At 39.4% G+C, this 23,125-nt stretch carries 22 protein-coding genes; 16 read left to right on the top strand and 6 right to left on the bottom strand.

Going from position 1 to position 23,125, the window contains the following annotated elements:
- Nucleotides 1-152 precede the first annotated feature (152 nt).
- From ileS to JG30_RS04880, 7 genes are all read left to right on the top strand, one after another.
- Nucleotides 153-2,930 (top strand): isoleucine--tRNA ligase, encoded by a 2,778-nt coding sequence (gene ileS, locus JG30_RS04910; protein ID WP_046316647.1) that lies wholly within the window; start codon nt 153-155, stop codon nt 2,928-2,930.
- A complete protein-coding gene (locus JG30_RS04905) occupies nt 2,927-3,139 on the top strand; it encodes a cold-shock protein (protein ID WP_046316645.1) in 213 nt (70 codons plus the stop codon). The genes ileS and JG30_RS04905 overlap by 4 nt, the downstream gene beginning before the upstream one ends.
- A gap of 238 nt (nt 3,140-3,377) precedes the next feature.
- Entirely contained in the window at nt 3,378-5,162 is a 1,785-nt protein-coding gene (locus JG30_RS04900; protein WP_046316643.1) for a sigma-54-dependent Fis family transcriptional regulator, read from the top strand.
- 245 nt (nt 5,163-5,407) lie between these two features.
- A complete protein-coding gene (lpdA, locus tag JG30_RS04895; RefSeq protein ID WP_046316641.1) occupies nt 5,408-6,748 on the top strand; it encodes a dihydrolipoyl dehydrogenase in 1,341 nt (446 codons plus the stop codon).
- Nucleotides 6,749-6,764: 16 nt separating this feature from the next.
- Complete coding sequence (locus tag JG30_RS04890; RefSeq protein WP_046316639.1) at nt 6,765-7,733, top strand: thiamine pyrophosphate-dependent dehydrogenase E1 component subunit alpha; 969 nt, start codon at nt 6,765-6,767, stop codon at nt 7,731-7,733.
- 14 nt (nt 7,734-7,747) lie between these two features.
- Nucleotides 7,748-8,779, top strand: a complete 1,032-nt coding sequence (locus tag JG30_RS04885; protein ID WP_046316637.1) for an alpha-ketoacid dehydrogenase subunit beta — start codon at nt 7,748-7,750, stop codon at nt 8,777-8,779.
- 15 nt (nt 8,780-8,794) lie between these two features.
- Nucleotides 8,795-10,003, top strand: coding sequence for a dihydrolipoamide acetyltransferase family protein (locus JG30_RS04880; protein WP_046316636.1), 1,209 nt, complete (start codon nt 8,795-8,797; stop codon nt 10,001-10,003).
- Between the two features lie 79 nt (nt 10,004-10,082).
- Here the strand turns inward: JG30_RS04880 and JG30_RS04875 are convergent, their stop codons facing one another.
- Nucleotides 10,083-10,721, bottom strand: coding sequence for a DUF421 domain-containing protein (locus JG30_RS04875; protein ID WP_046316635.1), 639 nt, complete (start codon nt 10,719-10,721; stop codon nt 10,083-10,085).
- A gap of 11 nt (nt 10,722-10,732) precedes the next feature.
- On the bottom strand, nt 10,733-11,182 hold the full coding sequence (locus JG30_RS04870; RefSeq protein ID WP_046316633.1) for a DUF3290 domain-containing protein: 450 nt from the start codon (nt 11,180-11,182) through the stop codon (nt 10,733-10,735).
- 93 nt (nt 11,183-11,275) lie between these two features.
- Here JG30_RS04870 and JG30_RS04865 point away from each other — a divergent pair, with 93 nt between their 5' ends.
- The 9 genes from JG30_RS04865 to recD2 all read left to right on the top strand — a co-directional run bounded on the left by JG30_RS04865 (nt 11,276) and on the right by recD2 (nt 19,255).
- Complete coding sequence (locus JG30_RS04865) at nt 11,276-11,830, top strand: NUDIX hydrolase (RefSeq protein WP_046316631.1); 555 nt, start codon at nt 11,276-11,278, stop codon at nt 11,828-11,830.
- Nucleotides 11,827-12,018 (top strand): hypothetical protein, encoded by a 192-nt coding sequence (locus JG30_RS04860; protein WP_046316629.1) that lies wholly within the window; start codon nt 11,827-11,829, stop codon nt 12,016-12,018. The genes JG30_RS04865 and JG30_RS04860 overlap by 4 nt, the downstream gene beginning before the upstream one ends.
- A 14-nt stretch (nt 12,019-12,032) precedes the next feature.
- Nucleotides 12,033-12,725 (top strand): 5'-methylthioadenosine/adenosylhomocysteine nucleosidase, encoded by a 693-nt coding sequence (locus JG30_RS04855; protein ID WP_046316628.1) that lies wholly within the window; start codon nt 12,033-12,035, stop codon nt 12,723-12,725.
- A 14-nt stretch (nt 12,726-12,739) separates the two neighbouring features.
- The gene (locus JG30_RS04850; RefSeq protein ID WP_046316625.1) at nt 12,740-13,894 is read left to right on the top strand and encodes a cysteine desulfurase family protein; all 1,155 of its coding nucleotides are present in this window, start codon (nt 12,740-12,742) and stop codon (nt 13,892-13,894) included.
- Nucleotides 13,895-13,899: 5 nt separating this feature from the next.
- On the top strand, nt 13,900-14,241 hold the full coding sequence (locus JG30_RS04845; protein ID WP_046316623.1) for a hypothetical protein: 342 nt from the start codon (nt 13,900-13,902) through the stop codon (nt 14,239-14,241).
- A 12-nt stretch (nt 14,242-14,253) separates the two neighbouring features.
- A complete protein-coding gene (gene mnmA, locus JG30_RS04840) occupies nt 14,254-15,369 on the top strand; it encodes a tRNA 2-thiouridine(34) synthase MnmA (RefSeq protein ID WP_046316621.1) in 1,116 nt (371 codons plus the stop codon).
- A gap of 130 nt (nt 15,370-15,499) precedes the next feature.
- Entirely contained in the window at nt 15,500-16,162 is a 663-nt protein-coding gene (locus JG30_RS04835; protein WP_046316619.1) for a histidine phosphatase family protein, read from the top strand.
- 14 nt (nt 16,163-16,176) lie between these two features.
- Nucleotides 16,177-16,854 (top strand): tetratricopeptide repeat protein, encoded by a 678-nt coding sequence (locus JG30_RS08655; RefSeq protein ID WP_052725208.1) that lies wholly within the window; start codon nt 16,177-16,179, stop codon nt 16,852-16,854.
- On the top strand, nt 16,844-19,255 hold the full coding sequence (gene recD2 / locus JG30_RS04825) for an SF1B family DNA helicase RecD2 (protein WP_046316617.1): 2,412 nt from the start codon (nt 16,844-16,846) through the stop codon (nt 19,253-19,255). Before JG30_RS08655 ends, recD2 begins: the two co-directional genes overlap by 11 nt.
- Here recD2 and JG30_RS04820 read toward each other — a convergent pair.
- The 4 genes from JG30_RS04820 to def form a co-directional block, all read right to left on the bottom strand.
- Nucleotides 19,224-20,192 carry a diacylglycerol/lipid kinase family protein gene (locus tag JG30_RS04820; protein ID WP_046316616.1) on the bottom strand — a complete coding sequence of 323 codons (969 nt, stop codon included), beginning with the start codon at nt 20,190-20,192 and terminating at the stop codon, nt 19,224-19,226. The two genes, recD2 and JG30_RS04820, sit on opposite strands and share 32 nt — an antisense overlap.
- Nucleotides 20,193-20,263: 71 nt before the next feature.
- Nucleotides 20,264-21,952 carry a ribonuclease J1 gene (gene rnjA / locus JG30_RS04815; RefSeq protein ID WP_046316614.1) on the bottom strand — a complete coding sequence of 563 codons (1,689 nt, stop codon included), beginning with the start codon at nt 21,950-21,952 and terminating at the stop codon, nt 20,264-20,266.
- Nucleotides 21,953-21,957: 5 nt separating this feature from the next.
- Nucleotides 21,958-22,179, bottom strand: coding sequence for a DNA-directed RNA polymerase subunit epsilon (locus JG30_RS04810; RefSeq protein WP_046316612.1), 222 nt, complete (start codon nt 22,177-22,179; stop codon nt 21,958-21,960).
- Between the two features lie 204 nt (nt 22,180-22,383).
- Nucleotides 22,384-22,947: a peptide deformylase gene (gene def / locus JG30_RS04805; RefSeq protein WP_046316610.1), complete on the bottom strand. Its 564-nt coding sequence runs from the start codon at nt 22,945-22,947 to the stop codon at nt 22,384-22,386.
- Between the last annotated feature and the right edge of the window lie 178 nt (nt 22,948-23,125).

Here is a 23,125-nt window from a genome sequence, read left to right as displayed (position 1 = left end):
CGAGTTTGGAAGCGGTGGAAGCCAAATAAAGCTCTGAATCACTACTAATCACTTTTAATTATAGTTTATAGTTTTTAATGCTAGCTTTTGGGTGGTATAGCGAATTGGTTCGTCCTAATTATAGGGCGTTTTTTTGTATCAGGAGGCATATTGTGAAAATTAAAGCAACATTAAATTTGGGTAAGACCAAATTTCCAATGCGGGGCAATTTACCCCAAAAAGAACCAGAATGGCAACAAGAATGGGAATCAGAACATATTTACCAACGGCGTCAAAAATTAAATGAAGGTAAACCAAAATTTATTCTTCACGATGGGCCTCCGTATGCTAATGGCAATATTCATATGGGACACGCACTTAATAAGATCACTAAAGATTTCATCGTACGTGCGAAATCGATGTTAGGTTATGATGCCCCTTATGTTCCCGGTTGGGATACTCATGGCTTACCCATTGAACAACAATTAGCCAAGCAGGGTGTCCAGCGTAAAGAAATGAAAACTTCCGCTTATCGCCAAATGTGCCAAGATTATGCGATGAAAGAAGTTAATCGACAACGTCAGGATTTCAAACGTTTGGGAGTTTTGGGTGAATGGGATAATCCGTATTTAACTTTAACGCCGGATTTTGAAAAGGATGAATTATTAGTTTTCTCTAAAATGGTTCAAAGAGGACTAATTTATCGAGGGAAAAAGCCGATTTACTGGTCACCTTCATCCGAATCTACTTTAGCCGAAGCCGAGGTAGAATATCATGATATTAAATCCCCATCACTCTATGTAGCCTTTCCAGTCAAAGATGGTAAAGGGATTGTGGATCCCGAGGCCTACTTTGTTATTTGGACGACGACCCCTTGGACCTTGCCAGCTAATGAAGCAATTTGTGTGAATCCGAAGTTTGATTATTCCTTAGTTCAAGTAGCGGGTGGTAAAAAATATGTAGTCGCTAGTGAACGTGTCACTGCCATGAGCCAAGTATTGGGCTGGGAAGATGTCCAGACTCTAAAAACTTATAAAGGTACCGACTTAGAATACTTAGTAGCGCAGCATCCTTTTTATGATCGTGATTCTTTATTGATTTTGGGCGATCATGTTACTTTAGATGATGGCACGGGTTTAGTCCATACGGCCCCCGGATTAGGTGCGGACGATTTTACAGTAGGTATGAAATATAAATTGCCAGTATTATCACCGGTAGACGATCATGGCTGTTTGACTGACGAGGCTCCCGGTTTTGCCGGTGCTTTTTATGAAGATGCCAATAAAATGGTGACAAAACGGTTATCAGAAAAAGGCTTAATGTTAAAATTAGACTTTTTCACGCATAGTTATCCGCATGATTGGCGAACTAAAAAACCGGTTATCTTCCGATCCACGCCGCAATGGTTTGCTTCAATTGATCCAATTCGTCAGGATATTTTAGATCAAATTGAATCATTAGAATTCAAACCGGCTTGGGGGAAAACGCGGTTATATAATATGATTCGGGATCGTGGTGACTGGGTCATCTCCCGGCAACGAGTTTGGGGAGTTCCTTTACCAATTTTTTATGCCGAAAATGGCGATCCGATTATGACTAAGGAAACCATTGACCATGTGGCCGACTTAGTAGGTAAATTTGGGTCTAACATTTGGTTTGAAAAATCAGCGCAGGAATTGTTACCAGAAGGCTTCACTTATGAAGGCAGTCCGCATGGTAAATTTACCAAAGAAACAGATATCATGGATGTTTGGTTTGATTCCGGATCCAGTCATCAGGTTTTGAAACGGCGTGATTATTTGCGTTTTCCGTCGGATATGTATTTGGAAGGCTCAGATCAGTATCGGGGCTGGTTTAATTCTAGTTTAATTACTTCGGTTGCTGTTAATGGAGTAGCACCTTACAAGGGCATTTTATCTCAAGGTTTTACATTAGACGGTCAAGGTCGCAAAATGAGTAAATCTTTAGGTAATGTTATCGTTCCTAGTGATATTGAAAAACAATTCGGTGCGGAAATCATTCGGTTATGGGTGGCTTCAGTCGATACCAGTTCGGATGTACCGGTTTCTGTTGATACTTTCCGGCAAGTTTCGGAAACTTATCGGAAAATCCGGAATACTATGCGGTTTATGTTAGCAAACACTGATGATTTTGATCCGTCAGTTAACCGTGTACCATATGATAAATTGCGTTCAGTGGATCAATACATCGAAGTCAAATTACAAAAGTTAATTGCTGCGGCGGAACAAGATTATGAAGAATTTGAATTTGCTAATGTTCAAAAACGAGTGGTTGGTTTTTTGACCAATGAATTGTCTGCTTTTTATTTAGATTTCGCCAAAGATGTAGTGTACATTGAAGCAAAGGACGCTTTGGCCCGGCGACAGATGCAAACCGTAATGTACGATGTCGTTGTAGCACTGGCTAAATTATTGACCCCCGTTTTGCCGCATACGATGGAACAGGTTTGGTTACAAGTCAAAGAACCCGAAGATTATGTGCAATTAACAGATATGCCACAACCGCAAACTTTTGCTAATGCGGAGCAATTGTTAGATCAGTGGCAAAAATTCGAACAATTTCGCAATGATGTCTTGAAATCACTGGAACAAGCACGTAATAATAAAATGATTGGTAAATCAATGGAAGCACAAGTGATTGTTCATCCTGATGACCAATTGCAAAAACTTTTAGAAAGTTTGCATGAAAACATTGCTCAACTATTAATTGTTTCAGATTTTCAACTCAGTGCTCAACCTTTACAACAAGCAGACCAATATGATCATGCTCAAGTAGAGGTGCAACCCGCTGCTGGTCAGGTCTGTCAACGCTGTCGGCGAACTACGCAAGATGTAGGTCAAGATCCGCAATTGGCACAATTATGTGCTCATTGTGCGCAAATTGTCCGCGACAATTATCCTCAAGCAGTAACGGAAGGATTAGATAATTGATTACCGGAGTTGTAGATTGGTTTAACGACCGTAAAGGCTATGGTCAAATCATCACTGATGTCACAAACGAATCGATTTTTGTTTATCAAACGGCGATTCAAACCACTAAGCAGCATCGAACTTTAGCTGCGGGACAAAAAGTTCAGTTTCAAATTGCTCCGGGCTTTAAAGGATTACAAGCGGTGAATGTGTCTTCAATGGATAAATAATTCTCAAAGTGATTGCTGTGTGCGACAAGCATACGCAATCACTTTTTTTATGGACTGGGTTTTGAAAGTGGGTGAAGACTAAAGACTGCTAGAGTCTACCGCATAGATTTTACTAGTCAGCAGGTAGACTTTGTGAAATTGATAATAGGTGTTTTGTCTAGTTAGTTTAACTATCTTTTGAAATCGCTTTCTATTTTTCACAAAGTCAGTTAAAATAAGATCGAAAGGGGTGAAAAGTATGCTATTTGAGGTAACTAAAAAAAATAATGCGACAACTGCCTACCGGCAACTGCCGGCGCAAATTTCTGCCTCATGGCAATTTTGTGACCGACATCAAGTTAATCCACTATTGATCAAACCTTCCCAAAAATTGTCGCCCACGCAATTGGCGCAAAAACGCCAAGACTATCAACCATTGTTACAGTTAATTCACAGTTTTCGAAACCAATTGGTTCTAGAAAGTAAGATAGAGGATATTTTATTTGTAGTGACTGATTCACAAGGGAATATTATTGATCGACGAGGACCACAGGCAGCGCAAACTTTAGCTGATCAAATTAATTTTCAAGAAGGTAATAATTGGTCGGAATTAGCGGTCGGAACTAATGCCATTGGTTTAGCTTTAACTTCGAAACAGTTAACCTCTGTAATTTTAGAGCAACATTTTGCCGCAGGGTCCAAACAGTGGAGTTGTGTCGCAGCCCCAATTTTTGATTCGCAACAACGTTTATTAGCAATTATTGACTTATCGGCTTATCATTGCGCTCATATTCAAGATTTACAGTGGTATTTGCTAACTTTAGCTACAAAGATTAATGAACAACTTTTACGTGATTATACCGATTTACTGGAATATGCTGTCCAAAAGCCTTCGGACACGGTTATTTGTGATTGTCGTTATCAAGTTGTCAAAATTGATACGCCTAATCCTTGGCAGTTGACCCAAGGTGCTAATTTACAGCCTTTACTTCAAAAGCAAATCTTTACCAATCCCCAAAAAATCTTTTGCCATAAAAGGCTGATTGGTTATCAATATTCTTGGCCGACAAATCTCAAGTTAGTGAAGTCCGCCAATCATCAAGTGGCCATGACAGTCAGTTATAATTCGGCTTATCGTGCTTTAATTGCGCAAGTGCAACAGGCAGCACACAGTGATTTACCTATTCATATTTTTGGAGAGTCAGGCAGCGGCAAGGAAATAATTGCTCAATTGATTTATCGGACTAGTCATTTACAACGGCAGCCATTGATAGTTTTAAATTGTGGTGCTTTGAGTAATGATTTATTGATTAGTGAGTTGTTTGGCTATGCTCCGGGAGCTTTTACTGGTGCCAGTGCCAAAGGTTATGTAGGCAAACTGAAACAAGCTGACGGTGGAACTTTATTTTTAGATGAAGTCGAAAGTATGTCTTTATCCATGCAAAGATCTTTATTACGTGTCTTAGAAGATCATTGGGTAACTCCGCTGGGTGGTCAGCCGCAAAAAACTCATTTTCGTTTAATTACGGCCAGCAATCAAGATTTGAAACAACTGGTTCAACAAAAGCAGTTTCGTGCAGATTTGTTTTATCGTATTTATCTTTTACCTTTTCACTTACCACCGTTACGAGAACGCTTTGAGGATTTGCCACTTTTGATAGAAAATTTTTGTGAGCAACGATCCTGGCAGTTAACCTGGCAAAAAAAGATTATTCCCATTGCTCAGAAGTATTCCTGGCCGGGGAATATTCGTGAGTTTAATAATTTTTTACAGCGATTGTGGGTATATTATTCGCATCAGGAACCTTCACCTGCAGTGATTAAAGATTTGATTGAGGTAGGCGCACTTAATTCAAAAACTGATCCTTTGGCTACATCGCCGATAATTGCATCCCCCAAAACAAAGAAACCGGCCTCTGAGGCTCAACAATTGCAGGCGGCTTTGCAAAAAAATAATTTTAATAAAACTCAAGTGGCAGAAGAATTACAAATTTCACGAACTACCTTATATCGTAAGCTGAAAAAATGGGGTTTGGACGCCTAAGCAAAATATAAAAAATTTAATCATTTTTAATCCGTTGTGAAACGGATTTTTTTATGGTCATGGTGAAACAAATCGTTTTATTTTGTAACAACTGAAACACAACAGTTTGTTCATCAAGTTTGTTATTCATCGAACAATACTGTGTCATCAACTTTTAATAGCAGGTTTTCAGTGGCTTTTTTGGGCACGGTTTTTGCTTATATAAAAGTGTAATCAAAAAAATTTCTTAGAAGGGGGTTTTGCCGATGATTAGCTATGACCTAACTGTCATTGGAGCTGGTCCGGGAGGCTATGTGGCAGCTGTACGGGCAGCACAATTAGGGAAAAAAGTGGCAGTGGTCGAAAAAAATCAGTTGGGGGGCACCTGTTTAAATATGGGGTGCATTCCTTCTAAAGTTTATTTACAGCATGCACAATGGGCATTAACTCAGAAGAAATCTATCAACTATGGTTTTCAAATTGATGTCCAAAAACCGGATTTTGCCAAACTCTGGGATCGCAAAAACCAGGTTGTGCAGACATTGCAAAATGGGGTTTCCAGTCTGTTTCGAACGAATAAAGTAACATATTATAACGGAACAGCAAAATTAATTTCTAACCATATTGTCCAAGTGGATGATCAAAAGTTAAATACGCAAAAAATCTTATTAGCCACAGGTAGTTTGCCATTTGTACCTCCAATTGCGGGACTGCAAGAGGTGGATTATGAAACAACTGATACTTTCTTTAATCTGCAAGAATTGCCGCAACAATTAGTTATTATTGGCGGCGGCGTCATCGCTGTGGAACTAGCTTTTGCTATGCGGCCGTTAGGAGTCGAGGTTTCAGTGATTGAAGTCGCACCTGATATTCTTTTAACAGAAGATGCGGATGCGCGCAAATTAATTAAGCAACAAATGCAGCACTTAGGTATGAAGATTATCACGGCAGCTAAGATTCAACAGGTGGAATCCCAGCGTGTGATCGTTAATGGACAAACAATTCCTTATGATTGTTTATTAGTGGCGACTGGACGTAAAACAGATTTTCGTTTGCCTGATCAGTTGCAATTAAAGAAAGATGCAAAGCAAAAATTTGTGGCGGTAGACTCTCAATATCGTACTAGTGTTGAAGACGTCTATGCGATTGGGGATTTGATTGGCGGCTATCAATTAGCACATGTAGCCAGTCGGGAAGGCTTACTGGCAGTAGCTAATATGTTTGCTCGACCGCAAGCACCATTGGATAAAAATTTGGTGCCTCGCGGTGTCTATTCTTTTCCGGAAGTAGCTAGTTTTGGTTTAAGTGTTGCGCAAGCACAACATCAGTATGCCAACGTCATTGTTCAAAAGGTACCCTTTGCTAATAATGCTAAGGCACTCGCTGCTGATGCTCCCCAAGGCTTTATCAAATTAATTAGTGAAAAAGAAGATCATCAAATATTGGGCGCGGTAATTGTGGGTGAACACGCAACCGAGTTAATTCAAACTATTTTAGCAGTGAAAAATGCCGAAGGCACGTTGGATGAGTTAGCAGCCACAGTATTTGCACACCCAACTTTGTCTGAAGCAATTGGTGATGTAACAGAGCAATTACTTATTCCATGAAAGAAAGGATCGCATTATGAAAACAATCACTCCAGAAACAGCACAATGGATTTTAAAAACTATGGAAAACATTCGTAATTTTGAAAATAAAGTTGATGAAATCTTTTTAACAGGTCAAATTCCGGGTTTTGCCCATTTATATGCTGGTGAAGAAGCTATCGCCACCGGTGTTTGCGCACATTTGACCGATAGTGACTATATTACCAGTACTCATCGCGGTCATGGACATTGTATTGCTAAGGGTTGTGATATGAATAAGATGATGGCCGAAATTTTTGGTAAAAAAACTGGTTTATGTCATGGCAAGGGCGGCTCAATGCATATTGCGGATATTGATCGCGGGATGCTGGGTGCCAATGGGATCGTCGGTGGTGGCTTTTCCTTAGCAGTTGGTGCCGGTTTACGTAACCAATATTTAAAAACTAAAGACGTAGCAGTGTGCTTCTTTGGCGACGGTGCCGCAAATGAAGGGACTTTCCATGAAGCAATTAATATGGCTTCCATTTGGAAATTACCGGTGGTGTTTGTAAATGAAAATAATTTATTTGGTGAAGCCACACCACAATGGTATTCTTCCGGATCGAAAACTATTGCTGAACGTGCCGCAGCTTATAATATCCCAGGTTATCAAGTAGATGGCGATGACATTTTCCAAGTTTATGACACCGCAGGTGCAGCGATTGACCGGGCACGGGCTAATGAAGGTCCAACTTTAATCGAATGTTTAACTTATCGTAATTATGGTCATTTTGAAGGCGATGAACAAAAATATAAAGCCAAAACCGGTGATGAAAAGAAATTGGCTGATCGGGATTGCATAAAAGAATTTATTGAAAAAGCCAGCGCCAAGAAATTATTAACTAAGCAACAAGTTGACACTATTCAACAGCAATCCGTCAAAGATGTTGCTGCTGCTGTGAAATTTGCTCAAGATAGTCCGGAACCAGAAGATGAATTACTGTATGAAGACGTATTTGCTAACTAAAAAGGAGGTTAATTATGACTCGCACAATTACTTTTATGAATGCTATTAATGAAGCCTTAGATCAAGCCATGGCAAAAGATGATCGTGTCGTTCTTTTAGGAGAAGATATTGCCGGAGGTGCTGAGGTAAAACATTTAGCAGAAAAAAATGAAGAGGCTTGGGGTGGTGTTTTCGGTGTAACTAAAGGATTAATGCCTAAATATGGTCGGCGACGGGTTATCGACACCCCTATTTCTGAAATGGGCTATATGGGCGCAGCAGTCGGTGCCGCAGCGACTGGTTTACGACCAGTACCAGAATTAATGTTTAACGATTTTTTAGGATTTTGCTTAGATACTTTGTTGAATCAAGGTTCCAAAATGCGTTATATGTTTGGCGGCAAAGCCCAAATTCCCTTAACAGTCAGAACTTGTCATGGGGCTGGTGCGAGTGCGGCCGAACAACACTCAGGTTCTTATTACGGCATGCTCGGAGCACTGCCGGGAATTAAAGTGGTAGTTCCAAGTACACCTTACGATGCTAAAGGGTTATTACTCAGTGCGATTGAAGATAATAATATTGTCATCTTCTTTGAAGATAAAAAATTATATAGTGTTAAAGGTGAAGTTCCTGAGGAATACTATACGATTGACATCGGTAAAGCTAATATCTTGCGGGATGGCGAAGACTTGACGATTGTTACAATTGGTAAAATGGCGCAAGTCGGATTGGAAGTGGCTCAAAAACTAGCTGACAAACAAATTTCTACAGAAGTAATTGATTTACGGACCGTAGCGCCGTGGGATCAAGAGACAGTTTTAAAATCCGTCAAAAAAACGGGTCGCTTGATTGTGATTGATGAGGCTAACCCGCACAACAACGTCGCTACGGATATTGCCAGTGTAGTAGCTAATAAAGCGTTTGATTACTTAGATGGACCGATTAAATGTGTTTGTGCCCCGAATACTCCGGTACCGTTTAATCATCATTTAGAGTCGCTGTATATTCCTAGTGCACAAAAAGTTTTAGATACCGCCGCTGAATTGATTACGGATTTAAAAAAGTAGGGGGGAGGTGTAACAATGGCTACTGCAATTACAATGCCAAAATTGGGTATGACAATGACTGAAGGAACAGTTGATGAATGGTTCAAAGCTGAAGGAGATACAATTGCCAAAGATGAAGCAGTTTGTATTATTAGTTCCGAAAAATTAACTCATGAAGTGACCGCTCCTGCAGCTGGAACGCTTGTGAAAATTGTTGCTCCAGTAGGGACTACTGTGGAATGTCAACAACCCATTGCCTATGTGGGTCAAAAAGGTGAAAAAATAGAAGACAACCAATCTGCTGTTGAAGAGCAGCCGGCGCCTGCTCAACCACAAAATGACTTCCAGGAGCCACCTGAAATTGCTCCAGAACCAACCAGTGCACCGCATCGTCTGTTTGCAACTCCATTAGCTAAAAAATTAGCCCAAAAATACCACTACGATTTACAGTTAATTCCCGGAACTGGGGGTAATGGCCGGATTACACGGCGCGATGTGGAACGCTACCGTCCGACGCTTTCACCACAAACTCCGGCGCCAGCAACACAATCGGCTAACGGACAGCCTTTAACTGGTATGCGGCCAGCAATTGCGCAACATATGCGCACCAGTTTGAGTACTACGGCTCAGGTTACGTTGCATCAAAAAGCTAATTTAACAGCTTTGTTAACCTTTAAGAAAGAATTAACTCAAAAGACAAAACGAACATTGACCGCGGCCCCTACTAAGTTAATGACCCTTTTGGCTCGAGCAGTTATTTTAGCTTTAAAAGATACCCCAACTATGAATTCCTGGTACCAAGATCAAAAAGTTTGGCCACAGTCGCAAATTAATTTAGGAATTGCGGTAAATCTGCCGGAGGGCTTAGTGGTACCTGTAGTGGAATCCGTTCAGAATATGACTTTGACGGAATTAGGCACAATGATTAATGAACGTATTGAACAAGCACAAAATGGGACTCTAGCCAGTCGTCATTATTCAGGATCTACTTTTACGATTACAAATTTAGGCAAAGTAGGGGTAGATTACTTTACACCGATTATTAATTCGCCGGAAGTAGGAATCTTGGGTGTAGGATCCATACAGACAGAATTAACCTTGACTGAAGAACAGCAAGTCCAAAAGATTTCGTGCTTGCCTTTAAGTTTGACGTTCGATCATCAGGTTATTGATGGTTATCCGGCTGCCGAATTTTTACAAAAAATTGTGCAATACCTTGAGGATCCGTATAGTTTGATTTTATAAATTATTATCAAAAGCTGAGTTATCAAAAAACTTCCAATCAATCTGCGATTGGAAGTTTTAGTATGTTATAATTTAAAGGCTAATTTTTAATCCCGTAAGGAAAGATTTTGAGATGTTCATTATCAATAAAAGCTAAATAAATATCACTCACTTGATATCCTTGCTTTTTCACTTCTTGGACTACCCAGTCTTGATCTTGATAATTATATTCCAGAGCCAAGGCGTCAATTTCCCCATCCATGATGACTGGAAATTGCGTTTTTAAATCTTTTTTAGCTGAAAAAGTTATTTCCCCGTTTTGTTCGCGTACAGCCTTATCAATCGTATTAATATCATTAATACCTGCTTGACGTAGTTTAAATGCTAAATCATGGGCAGATAAACCACTTTGAGAAGTCTTTTGCGTTAATATTTTACCATTAGTAATAATAATCGAAGGCTTGCCGTCAATTAAACTTTTAATCCAGCTATTATGATTGGTTAGAAATTTAGTAGTAAAGACCACTAAAGTCCAGATAATCAGCACAATAAAAAATTGCATGAGTGTGATGTCTTGGTTATAAATAACGCCTCCGATAATGCCACCTAAAACAAAGTTTTGCATCTGATCAATCACGGTACTGGGTGCTAAATTGGATTTGCCTAATAAGTTAATCTGGATCACCATTGCGATGAAGCCCATTAATAATTTTAAAAATGTTTGCCAATAAAAATCCATTGCGTAAACTCCTATCTAAGTAACTTAATTTTCGGATTAGTTAGATGGGCGGTTTGCAGTGTGAAACTGGAATTGTCCGAATTTAATCCGACTTTATAAATTTGACCATTTTTTAAACGGAGTAGCATTCCATCATGTAAGTCGGTGGAATTCGAACAAATTTGATCCGTTTTGATATGCTCTTGTTGAGCTACTTGTTTGATCAAGGCAACCACTTCACCATTGTGAGTTTGCGAGGTTTGGCGCTTGGACCATTGGCTATACTGAATAGTAATCGTTAATAACAAGCCCAAGATCATAATAATAGTTAGTTCCCGATATTTGCCGTCATCTCGATGTTTTAAAAACAAAAAGGCAAAGAATAAAGCGCCGACGACCAGCACAATGCTCGTAATCCAAATCACAGTATTGACTTTATTCGGCTGACGCGTTAAATATTGATACGTATAAAAATTTGTCACAAACTTACCTCCTTTGGTTAATTACATCAAGTTCAGTATAGCATCATCGTTGCAAATAACCGTAAATGAGGCTTTGAGAGATGGGGTGCAACAATGGAAATTAAAGAAAAGTTTCTCAATAAGAAACGCATCTATTCCGGTAAAATTATTAATTTAGATGTAGAACAAGTGCAATTGCCTAATCAGCGAGTGGCACATCGCGAAGTAGTACATCACCATGGAGCTGTTGGTATTTTGGCCATCGTGCAACAACGGTTATTATTAGTGGAACAATGGCGAGAACCTCTCCGCCAACGAACTTTAGAAATTCCGGCGGGAAAAATTGATCCCGGCGAAACAGATCCGCACGCGGTGGCGATCCGCGAATTAAATGAAGAAACCGGTTTACAAGCTGATAAATTGATTAAATGGGGCGGTTTTTTTTCGACGCCGGGATTTAGTGATGAATACCTGACGTTGTTTTACGCACCACAAGTCCAGGCAGTTTCTCAAAAACGCCCTTTGGATGAGGATGAATTTTTGAATATTAAATATTTGACTTGGGAGCAAGTACAGCAACAAATTAAAGCAGGAACTATTTGTGATGCCAAGACCTTACTAGCTGTGCAAATTTGGCAAAATCATTTACTGCAAGGGAGCCGCTCATGACTAAAACATCGTCGGAATCTTCAGCGCAATCCCCTGTTTATCGCCGTTCGGATCCTGAACGCCAAGCACTGAATCGGCAGATAGAACGGACAGAAAAATCAGCGGCGCTTAAGAAGCGATTGGACAAAGCGATTGGAATCGTGTTAGCTTTAATTGTAGTTACTTATTTAATTTTATTTTTAGTTTGAGGGAGTAAAAACACATGAGAATTGCCGTAATTGTGGCTATGGATGAAGAAATTGGATTATTAAAAAAGTCAATAGATTGTGTGCGTGTTGATACAGTGGCCGGGATACAAATTTATACTGGTCGTTATCAAGCCCATCAATTATTTGTGGCTCAAAGTGGTATTGGTAAAGTACAAGCCGGAATGGTAGCAACAATCTTATGTAACAATTATTTCCCGGAAGTAATTGTCAATACCGGATCTGCCGGTGGCATCGGGGCTGATTTACAAATTGGCGATGTCGTGATTTCAACAGCTGTGGCTTATCATGATGTCGATGTCACTTCCTCAGGGTATGAATATGGGCAATTACCACAGCAGCCGCGTTTTTTTGAAGCTGATGGAGAATTAGTGAAAAAAATTGATGCTGCGGCCCAAATTGTCGGACAGACTACACATCAGGGGTTAATTGTGTCAGGCGATCAATTTTTAAATAGTAGTCAAGCAGTAGCACGTATTTTACAACAATTCCCACAAGCTTTGGCTTCCGATATGGAAGGAGCTGCTATGGGCCAAGTAGCTACCCAATTTAAAATTCCGTTTGTCGTGATTCGGGCCATTAGTGATGTAGGTGATGAAAATTCGGAAGCTTCCTTTGCAGAATTTGTCCGTGATGCCGGAGAACGTTCGGTACAAACCTTAATTGATTTTTTGGATCACAATGAATAAGAGGTGGGGTAAGCGTGGCTCATATTTATTTAGATAATGCAGCAACGACCAGAATGGCGCCTGCGGTGATCGATGTCATGCAGACAGCAATGACGAACACTTTCGGCAATGCTTCAACACCTAATTTTTACGGACATGCAGCCAAAGCCACGTTGGAACAGTCCCGGCATCTTATTGCACAAAGTATTAATGCTCATGATGAAGAAATTATCTTTACCAGTGGTGGTAGTGAGGGCGATAATACGGCTTTAATTACAACGGCGTTGAGTCGCCAAAAATACGGCCATCATATTATTAGCACTACTATTGAGCACGAAGCGGTTTTAAAGACTCTGCAATTTTTAGAAAGTCTTGGGTTTGAAGTCACTTATTTACCGGTTAATGATCAAGGACAAATCGAGATAGCGGATTTAAAAGCAGCGCTACGCCCCGATACTATTTTAGTTTCTGTTATGATGGTGAATAATGAAATTGGGACCATCAATCCGATTGCACAAATTGGAGCCTTATTAAAAGATTATCCGGTAGTCTTTCATACAGATGCGGTGCAAGCCTATGGATTACTCGATATTGATGTGCAAGCATTACAAGTAGATTTGTTAACTACTTCCGCTCACAAATTAAATGGTCCCAAAATGATGGGCTTTATGTATGAACGCCAAGGCCTCAATTTACCGGCTTTTATTCATGGTGGTGATCAAGAAAACAAACGGCGTGCAGGCACGGAAAATGTGCCGGCGATTGCCGGTTTTGCCGAAGCAGTGAAATTACATGATCCGATCATGAAATTGCAAACGCGTCAACGACTGCAACAATATAAATCTCTGTTACTGGGCACTTTAAAACAAGCGGGAGTTCAATTTCAGATTAATGGCCCACAAGATATATCACAAGCGGCACCGCATATTTTAAATATCAGAATTGCCAATGTTGCTACCGATTTATTACAAATGAAACTGGATTTAGCAGGCTTTATTGTTTCTGGAGGTTCGGCCTGCACGGCTGGAAGTTTGGAACCCTCGCATGTTTTGCAAGCTCTTTATTCACCCTCTGATCCTCGGATCCAAGAATCTATCCGCATTAGTTTTGACACTTATACCACGCAAGATGAGGTGCAGCAATTTGCTCAAGCGCTTCAAGAAATTGCAGTCAATCAACAGAAGGGGTGATTCAGATGGCCAAAACCGCACATGTATTGGGTGATTCCAATTGGTATCGTGTAAATCCGAAAATTAAAGTTTATTCTTTAATGGATCGGGGATTTCAAACTTCGCCGAAGGGCAATTTTCTCTTGCAGCAACCGATTAGCGGCAATTCGCCTTACTCGGCTAGTTATCAACTCAAAATCCGTATTCAACAAGATCTACAAAATTTGCGCATGGATACAACTGATGAACACGGCTTGCAAATTATTAATATCTTTAAGTTAAAAGATAAGGAACAGGTCATTGAACAGTATAATTTTGCCATTGCAGACTTAGTAGAACGTGAAATTTTGGAATTAGTAAAAAAATAAAAAGGTGATTTTATGAAAAAAAAGCGGGTAGTTGTTGGCATGAGCGGCGGTGTAGATTCTTCTGTTTCTGCACTTTTATTAAAGCAACAAGGTTATGATGTCATCGGTCTGTTTATGAAAAATTGGGATGATAGCGATGACGCCGGTGTTTGCACAGCTACACAAGATTATGCTGATGTGGCTAAAGTGGCCCAAGAAATTGGCATCCCTTATTATGCTGTGAATTTTGAAAAAGAGTATTGGGATCGAGTATTTGAGTATTTTCTGGCAGAATATCGCCAAGGTCGAACACCTAATCCCGATGTAATGTGCAATAAAGAAATTAAATTTCAAGCATTTCTGGATTATGCTTTACAATTAGATGCTGATTACATCGCCATGGGGCATTATGCACAATTACATCGCGATGACGCGGGTGTTTTACATTTGTTGCGTGGAGCAGATGCAAATAAAGATCAAACTTACTTTTTAAGTACTGTCAGTCAAGAGCAATTACAGCGGGCACTTTTTCCTATTGGACATTTACAAAAGGCTCAGGTACGTCAAATTGCAGAAAAGGCCGGTTTAGCTACTGCTCATAAAAAAGATTCCACGGGGGTTTGTTTTATTGGAGAGCGAAACTTTCGAAATTTTTTGCAGGAATTTCTACCGGCCCAGCCTGGCAAAATGATGACACCTCAACAGGAAGTTGTAGGTGAGCATGGCGGCCTCATGTATTATACAATAGGTCAGCGCTCTGGTTTAGGCTTGGGAGGCAATGCCCATTCTAATGAGCCTTGGTTTGTTGTGGGTAAAGACATGCAGCATAATATCTTATATGTAGATCAAGGTTTTGATAATCCATTGTTGTTTGCTAATAGCTTAGAGGCTAGTGATGCTGCTTGGATTCGTCCGATAACCGAATACGGGACGAAGTTTCATTGCACAGCCAAATTTAGATATCGTCAACCGGATGTAGGAGTAACTGTTTCTGTGCTGGCTGATCATCAATTGCAAGTTCAGTTTGATGAGCCCGTACGGGCTATAACTCCCGGCCAAGAAGTTGTTTTTTACAAGGGTCAAGAGTGTTTAGGAGGAGCTACAATTAATCGGGCTTTTAAAGCCAGTCAAGTTTTACAATATGTTTAACATCAACCGCTTCTAGTAGTACAAGGGAAGCGGTTTTTGTCTTCTTCATTTGTGGTCACAGCTAGCCAACGCTTGAATATTTGTTCAAGATCAACGATAATATTAATATTACAATTATGAGGCGGATAACATGACGAGATTTTATTTTGTGCGTCACGGTAAGACCCAATGGAATTTGGAGGGACGCTATCAAGGTGCCCATGGTGATTCACCACTATTAGCGACTAGTTTTCAGGATATTAAATTATTAGCTCAGCGCTTGCAAGGTATAAACATTGACCATATTTATACCAGTCCTTTGCCACGGGCCGCTTTGACCGCACAAGCTTTAGATTACGAATTAGGAAATAAGATTCCCTTAACTAAAATAGCTGACCTTAAAGAATTCGATTTAGGTATCTTGGAAGGCGAAAAGTTTGTCACAGTAGAGCAAAAATATCCCCACTTGATTTGGGCTTTTCGCCACGATCCCAGTCAGTATCAAGCTCAGTTAGTCCAAGGTGAAAGTTTTGCGGAGGTTATTCAACGCACCACCAAGTTTGTAGTGGATTTAGCTCGTCAAGATGCGGACAATCGCTTGACTTTGTTGATCGTTAGTCATGGTGGTTGTTTAACCGCGATGATTAAATCATTAATTGGAGTTCCATTACATTTATTACGTCAGGATGGTGGACTTTCCAATACTAGTTTGACCACCGTAGATACATATGATCAAGGAAAAACTTTTCACTTAATTCAATGGAATGACACCAGTTTTTTACAACGCCATTTGAATAAAAGTGATACTGTTTAAAGTGGGTGAAAGTAATGGAACCAGAGTCAGCCAAATTATATCAAGCAGGACATAAACAAACAGCTGTTAAACTTTTAGCTCAAAAACTGCAAACTGATATGACACATGCCGATTGGTTTTTGCAGTTAGCCAGTTATTTAACCGCCGGAGGAGCTGAGGATCAAGCAGAAGAGATTTTGTTGCGTGCGCGGACGCTCTTTCCTCAGGAACAAACGATTCTTTACAATTTAGCGGTAATCTATGATACAACTGGGCAAACACAACGTGCCCAGACTTTTTTAAATCAGATCACCGATCCCCGTTTACAGGCTGATGTTCTGTATTTAAGGGCTCAAGCACAAAAGAAGCAAAATCATCCGGCTCAGGCTTTGGCCTATGCGCTGACTGCAGCAGAGCAAAAGCCTCATCTGGCAGATAATCAACTGTTAGTGGGAGATTTACTAGTCCAATTGCATGAGTTTGCGCAAGCCCAAAATTATTATCAAAAGGCCGTTCAGTTACAGCCTACAGCAGCTAGTTATTTCAAATTGGCCTTAACTAAAATGGTTCAAGGAACCGCTGGTTTTCAACAAGATTTTGCCACCTCTCAAAAATTAGATCCCAAATATTTTCAAAAGCACGAACAACAAGTGGGCGAAATCGAACGATATCTACAAACTCAGATGGAGGGTGATTCACAAAATGACAGTTGACTATCTGTTAGGCCGCGTACAAGCGGTTTTTTTTGAAAAACCTTCTGATTTTTTTAAAATTATTTTAGTAGCGATAGAAGAAACAAGCTTTGAATGGCACGACCCAGAAATTATAGTCACAGGCAATTTTGCGGATTTGGATCATGAGCAATTATACAAATTTCAAGGGCAAGTGGTACAACATCCCAAATATGGGCAACAATTTAAATGCAATCAATATCAAAAAAAAGAACTGACAGATCGGAAAAGTTTAATTAATTATTTTTCAGGAACAGATTTTCCAGGCATTGGAACTAAAACCGCTACAAAAATAGTCGAAAAATTAGGCACCAATGCCATCCAGCAAATTTTACACGATGATCAGGCCTTACAAACTCTGAAAATCCCAGCTGCCAAAAAAGCTTTGATTACAAAACAAGTTCAAGCGACGTACGAATCTGAAGAAATAATTTTACAGTTAAATACGTTGGGCTTTGGCAACAAGCTGGCCTTTAAAATTTATCATTTATATCGCGAAAAAACATTAGCTACTTTACAAAAAAATCCTTACCAATTAATGAAAGATATCAACGGGATTGGTTTTAAACGAGCTGATAGTTTAGCTAAGAAATTTGACTTGCCTTATGACTATCCCCAGCGGATTCAAGCGGGATTATGGCATACTATTAATCGCATAATAGGCAGCAGTGGCAATACTTATGTACCACAGGGTGATTTAATTGAACAAACTTTAAAACTTTTAAATACAACGCGTTCACAAACAGTAACCACAGAGCAGTTGCAGCAAAATTTAAATGAATTAATTGATCAAGAGTTGATTGTTCAAGATCAAGAACATTATTGTCCTAAGTATCTCTTTGATGCAGAATGGATGATTGCCCGACAACTAGCGCTTTTAATAAAAAATTTTTCCAAACCTAATTTTTCCCGTGACCAAGTAGTTCAAATCCTACAAAAGCAGCAAACAGGCAAGTCCTTGACTTACGACGATAATCAATTGGCCGCTATTTTGCAAGGCATTAATAGTTCAGTGTTTATTTTGACTGGTGGTCCTGGTACGGGGAAAACTACTATAATTAATGGGTTAGTCCAAGTTTATGCTCAGCTTCATCATTATTCTTTAGATCCCTTAGATTATGAGCAAACACCCTTTCCGATTGTGTTAGCCGCACCCACAGGGCGCGCAGCTAAACATTTAGCAGAAAGCACGGGTTTAACTGCTAGTACCATTCATCGCTTATTGGGTCTAACGGGTCAAGAAGATTTGTCTAACACCGAAGTCAATAGTTTACAGGGTAAATTGTTAATTGTGGATGAGACGTCAATGGTGGATACTTATTTATTTAAATTGTTAGTAACAGCCATCCCGCTGGGAATGCAAATAGTTTTGGTGGGGGACCGTGATCAGTTGCCATCGGTGGGTCCAGGGCAAGTATTTGCCGATTTAATCGACAGCCAAGTTTTTCCAACGGTCAAATTGCAAAAAATCTATCGGCAAGCGGCAGATTCAACCATTATTAATTTAGCTCATGAAATTAATTCGGGACAAATTAAAGAAACTATGTTCCAAAATTTTGCGGATCGTAGTTTTATTGAGTGTAATGCTGCTCAAGTTCCTGTAGTTTTACAACAAATAGTGCCCAAAAGCCAGGCTAAAGGTTTTGATTTAGCTCAGGTCCAGGTTTTGACGCCAATGTATCGGGGAGATGCAGGAATTAATAATTTAAACCATGTGCTGCAAGCGACCGTTAATCCGGCCGGTGCACGTACCAAAAAAATAACTTATGGTGATTTAGAATATCGAATTGGAGATAAAGTTGTTCAATTAAATAATAATGTGGAAGCCAATGTGTTTAACGGAGAAATTGGCACCATAGAGGGAATTACGCTAGCTAACGAGCACGAAAAAACTCAAGCGGCTACCCATGATTTACTGCATATTGATTTTGAAGGTCAAAAAGTCACCTATACCAAAGCTGAACTAAATAACATTTCGCTGGCTTATTGCGCTTCAATTCATAAAGCGCAGGGAAGCGAGTTTCAATTGGTCATTTTAGTGTTAGTCAATCAAAATTTCCCCATGCTACGGCGCAATTTATTATATACCGCTGTCACACGCGCAAAATCTAAATTAGTTATGGTAGGCAATCGTCAGGCTTTTGAAAGGGCCATAATGGACGACTCGGACCAACGTCAAACACAATTACCTCAGCGCTTGCAGACAGTGTTTGATAAGCAACCATCATTATCAACCGCTCAAAGCGCATACTCTTCGTCACAGAATTCGGAGGAGTCTGCAAATTCTTATCTTTTAACTTTAGATTTGATTCGTGCCAATCAAATTGATCCGCTGATTGGAATGCAAAATATTAGTCCGGCAGACTTTTTAGATAAGTCTTAGGGAGCCAAAAAGCTTGGGGGGTACTGGTAAAGTTCAACTTTTCTTGTGGTGGGATTATTAGTTCACCATCCATTTGGGCAATTTGTGCGGGAACGGCATGGACACTGAAATCATGAAGTTCATAAGTATGTACAAATGGACTAGCCAAATGGGAACCATCGGTAAAAATCTTGATAATAATTTTAATTAATTCCGTAAAAGGTAATTGGTCTGCAATCACAATTCGTAAACTGCGTGCCTGAATGCTTTCAGGAGGTACTAGACGCACACCACCGCCAATGTAAGGTTGATTAGCAACCATACACAAAAAAATGTTTTCAAAATGTTTTTGTTGGTCGGCAAAACTTAGCTCTACTCGAAAACGCGGTTGTTTTAAAGCAAAATAGACTTGAGATAAGTAGATAAGTTTACTTAAATGTAAATGATTGAAAACGGTTTTGACAGAAGACTGGGTTACTCCTTTGATGATCTGAGCGTCTAATCCCATGCCGAAGTTATTAATAAAAAACTTGGATTGAGCCAGTCCTGTCACATGGCCCAAATTTAACCATACAGGTGTGGAAACTTGAATCATTTCTTCCAGCAATTGAGTTATTTTGTAACGCTTTAATCCTAAGGCATTAGCAAAATCATTTCCTGAACCGGCGGGCAGATAGCCTAAAGGTAAGCTTGGATTCAGGGATTGCCGCAGGCCGTTTAACGCCTGATTAAGAGTACCATCACCACCTACAATAATAATTTTGGATGATGTGTCGGTACTGGTACCTGCATTAATAATCTTTCGCGTCAATGCTTGGGCGCCTTGGGGTGAAGTTAAATGTAAGTGATACGCATAATGATGCTGTTTCAAATATTTTTGAATTTGACGTATGGTTTTTTGACTGCGACCACTAGCCGCAGCAGGATTAGCAATAATTTGTAGGGCCGATTTCAACATAAAAAACTCCAGCAAAAAATAAAAGTGGTTATCCAAAAGCAAGCGGATGACCACTTTTTAGTTCAATAAAATTATACTTGTGTAGAAATAAGCATTGGCAAGATCATGGGATGACGTTCCGTTTTGTGATAAAGAAAATCTTGTAAAGTATCGATAATATTACGTTTTAATTGTGCTTCTGTATATTTATTCTCATTTTCGAGGTTAGTTTTCAATGTATGAAAGACCTTTTTTTGAGCTTGATTAATTAAAGTTCCAGATTCACGCATATAAACAAATCCTCGTGACAAGATGTCCGGTCCTGATAAAACTAATTTTTTCTGATAGTCTACAGTAGCGACGACAACGACTAATCCTTCTTCCGATAACATTTGCCGATCATGGATGACTACATTACCAATATCACCAATTCCGTTTCCATCAACATAGACGTCACTGGCATTCACATGCCCTGCAAACCGAGCTGTATCTTTAGTTAAGGCCAAAACATCGCCATTATCAAAAATGAATGTATTTTCTTTGGGAATGCCACATAATTGTGCTAATTCGGTGTGAATTTTCAACATGCGATATTCACCATGAATCGGCATAAAGAATTTAGGTTGGATCAAACGCAACATTAATTTTTGTTCTTCTTGACCACCATGACCGGAAGCATGAATATTATTAATTTTACCGTGAATCACGTTGGCTCCGGCTTCTTCGAGTTCATTGATCAAATGATTCACACTCGTGGTATTGCCGGGGATGGGATTAGAAGAAAAAATAACAGTATCGCCCGGCTGAATAGCAATCTGACGATGAGTACCATTAGCAATACGACTTAAAGCAGCCATCGGTTCACCCTGAGATCCCGTACACAACAACAATACCTTATTGGCAGGTAACTTATTAATTTCAGAAGCATCCAGCATTTCACTATCAGGAATGTCTAAATAACCTAACTCACGACCATTAACAATGGCCTGTTCCATGCTGCGTCCAAAAACTGCAACTTTGCGACCATTTTGCATAGCTGCGTCCACCGCTTGGGAGACACGATAAAGATTAGAGGCAAAAGTGGCAAAGATAATTCGTCCTTCAATTCGTTCCACAATATGATGAATGGTATTACCTACAAAACGTTCCGATTTGGAAAATGTTGGTATTTCCGCATTGGTACTATCGGATAATAATAACAAAACACCTTCAGATCCTAATTTAGCCATTTTTTGTAAATTAGGAGCCGGCTGATTACCGACTGGAGTTAAGTCGAACTTATAATCGCCCGTTTGGATAATTGTACCTTGTGGCGTATGCACGGCAATCCCTAAAGTATCAGGAATAGAATGCGTAGTCCGGAAAAATTCTACACTCAAATTTTTAAACTTTACGAAGTCTTCTTCATGTAAGACATGAAGTTTAGTGGTGTTTAATAAACCATGTTCTTCTAGTTTACCCTTTATTAACGCTGTAGCCAAAGGACCAGCATAGATAGGAATTTGCGGTAATTTTTGTAAAAGATAGGGAATACCGCCAATATGATCCTCGTGTCCATGCGTGATAAATAGACCTTTAATTTTCTCCTGATTATCAATCAAATATTGATAATCAGAAATAACATAATCAATACCTAAGAGATCGTCTTCCGGAAATTTAATTCCTGCATCGACAATTACTAATTCATCTTGATATTGTATCACATACATGTTTTTGCCGATTTCGCCTAAACCACCAATCGCAAAAACTGCGACTTCTTCATCTTTAATATTTAAAGTCATCGCTTTTATAACTCCGTTAAGTCCGTAATTTTAAAATTAGGACTTTTACGCTCATATTCTAAATAGTTACCGGTTAATTCTTCCACAGATTCCACGTTATAATCGGTTTGGTTTTCTAAAGCAGCTCGCACTTCGATAGCGGAATCAGCTTGAGTATACAAAGTTTCGGTGGTTTCACGGCGGGGATTTTGTATACTAGTCGGTTGATATAAAACTTTATAAATCAAAATAATCTTCTCCTTTATTGAATTAATAAATTAATTTCTTTTTTATTTTGTAAGTGAGTAGGTTGACGTAAATCAACAGTTAAATAGATGGTATCACATTCAGCTTTTAAAGTATAGAAACAAAAAAGAACGGGAAAATATCCCATTCTATATGAGTTAGATTACATAAAAGTTTGAAAGTACGAACACAGTTAGGTTTTAATTTTAGGAAATAATGATAGTGTTTGGATCCATCGCAAAGGGATCTTTTAAATTGATATGATCATAAAATAAATGTCCATGCAAATGATCAATTTCGTGTTGACACACGATAGCAGGATAATTTTTAACCCGTAGCCGCTGGGTTTGTCCCTCCATATCTTGATACCGGATAGTAATGCGGGCACTGCGGGGTACATAGCCGGGGACATCTTTATCTACAGATAAACAACCTTCACCCTCAGCTAATTGGGCTTGTTGAATGGAGTTGGAGATAATGACGGGATTAATCAAAATAATTTGTAGTTCATAATTTTTGGGGTCATCTTCCGGGCCCGGCACTAAAACTGCCGCCATTTGTTTACTAATACCTACCTGAGGAGCAGCCAAACCCACACCGGCACGCAATTGGTGTTTTTGGGCAAAATCTGGATTTTGGCTATTTATAAGATACTCCATCATATCATGAGCCAGCTGGCGATCAGCCGTGCTTAGAGGAAAAGTAACATCTTGGGCGGTTTTTCTTAAAACAGGATTACCATCACGGGTAATATCTTTCATCAAATACATGTTATAAAATCCTTCTTAATATCTAAAATTAAAACTTCTGCAATTATCGTAATCAAAGAAACATAAGCGTGTCAATCTATAAGTGGAAATTAATCATAAAAGATTGCAAATATATTCACAATATCTCTTCGATTTATCGCTTGTATTAATTTGAAAACATGCTAGACTATGAATTGGA

It is taken from the genome of Bombilactobacillus mellifer (assembly GCF_000970795.1).
Taxonomy (GTDB): domain Bacteria; phylum Bacillota; class Bacilli; order Lactobacillales; family Lactobacillaceae; genus Bombilactobacillus; species Bombilactobacillus mellifer.
Note: the sequence above shows the minus strand (reverse complement) of the source record. Positions and strands in the feature narration are given on the sequence as shown.